Below are 1,543 nucleotides of genomic sequence, written 5' to 3'. Positions count from 1 at the left end.
GGGTCACCAGGCTGCTGGAGAAGGTCTCCCGGGACGTTTCGCGCACCAATTCCGAGGTGCAGAGCCTGCTCATCCAGTTCATCAGCCAGTTCAAATACCTCAAGGCCACCGGGAGCTTCCCCGCCCTCCTGCGGCACCTGCACGCGCGCATCGAGGAGAACCGCCGTCACAGCCTGCGCAGCACCGTGCTGCCCGAGTTCACGGCCTCGGCCGTGGAACCGCTGGCCGTGCTCTGTCTTGCCGGGCTTCTCTGGTACTATGTGGGCTATCAGGGCAAGGCCATGGGCGAGGTGCTCGTGGTGCTCGTGTTCTTCCACCGGGCCTTCATGCGCATCTTCGAGTCGCAGAACGTCTGGCAGCGCTTCAGCGCCTACATCGGCGGCATCACGGTCGTCGACGAGTCGGCCAAGGCCCTGGACGCCAACCGCGAACCCGGCGGCGCGGCCCCGGCCCACGCCCTGGAACGCGAGATCGCCCTCCACGGCGTCAGCTTCGCCTACGGCGACAAGCCCGTGCTCCGGGACGTGACCCTCTCCATCCCGCGCAACGCCAGCATCGGCATCGTGGGCCACTCCGGGGCGGGCAAGACAACCCTCTTCGACCTGCTCACCGGCCTGCTCGCGCCAGACCAGGGGCGCGTCACCCTCGACGGAGCGGATTACCGCGAGCTGGACCCCGCGGCCCTGCGTCGCCTCTTCGGCTACGTCACCCAGGACCCCGTGGCCTTCAACGACACCATCGCCAACAACATCGCCTTCTGGGCCTGCGAACCGGGCGACTCCTCCTGCATGGAGCGCGTGCGCGAGGCCGCCCGCAAGGCCCACTGCCTCGATTTCATCGAGCAGGCCGAACACGGATTCGACACCCTCCTGGGCGACCGGGGCATCCGCCTCTCCGGCGGCCAGCGCCAGCGACTTTCCATCGCCCGCGAGATCTTCAAGAACCCCTCCATCATGATCTTCGACGAGGCCACCTCCGCCCTGGACTCCGAAGCCGAGGCCGTGGTCCAGGCCAGCATCCGGGAGATGGCCGGGACCATGACCACCGTGATCATCGCCCACCGTCTCTCCAGCGTGCGCGCCTGCGACCGCATCTACGTGCTGGACGCCGGACGCGTGGTGGAGGAGGGGAGCTTCGAGCAGCTGCGCGACATCCCCGGCGGGCGCTTCGCCAGGATGTGCGAAGCCCAGGGGCTCTAGCCGCAGAGCCCGCGCCCTGCTCCGCAAAGACACCAGGGCTCCGCCCTGCACCGGCCGGAAGCCAATTCCCGGCCACCCTGCCGAGTCGGCGCAGCCATGTCCCCGCTGTCGCGAAGCGACGTCCTTTCTGGGTGCGGAGGGCGCGTCGTCCTCTATGCGTCGGCGTCCAGCGGCTCATCCAGCCTTGCCAGCAGCCTGTCGATGGAGACCAGGGACATCATGAGCTGGCCGGGGCCCTTGGGGTCGGCAAGGAAGTTGCGCACGTAGGAGCGCACGCGGTCCATGTCCAGGAAATCCACGGAGGCGAGGCGTTCCGAGCGGGCCACGGCCTCCACCCAGGGGCG

General features: G+C 68.6%; 2 protein-coding genes. One reads left to right on the top strand and one right to left on the bottom strand.

Going from position 1 to position 1,543, the window contains the following annotated elements:
* The coding region (locus tag ACV4UX_RS19440) for an ABC transporter ATP-binding protein (protein WP_491594923.1) at positions 1 to 1,199 on the top strand (1,199 nt) is incomplete at its 5' end.
* A 152-nt stretch (positions 1,200 to 1,351) separates the two neighbouring features.
* Here the strand turns inward: ACV4UX_RS19440 and ACV4UX_RS19435 are convergent.
* On the bottom strand, positions 1,352 to 1,543 hold a 192-nt coding region (locus ACV4UX_RS19435), incomplete at its 5' end, for a hypothetical protein (RefSeq protein WP_491594922.1).

The sequence above is a fragment of the Fundidesulfovibrio sp. genome (assembly GCF_058402725.1).
This window is presented reverse-complemented; position numbering and strand designations above follow the sequence as displayed.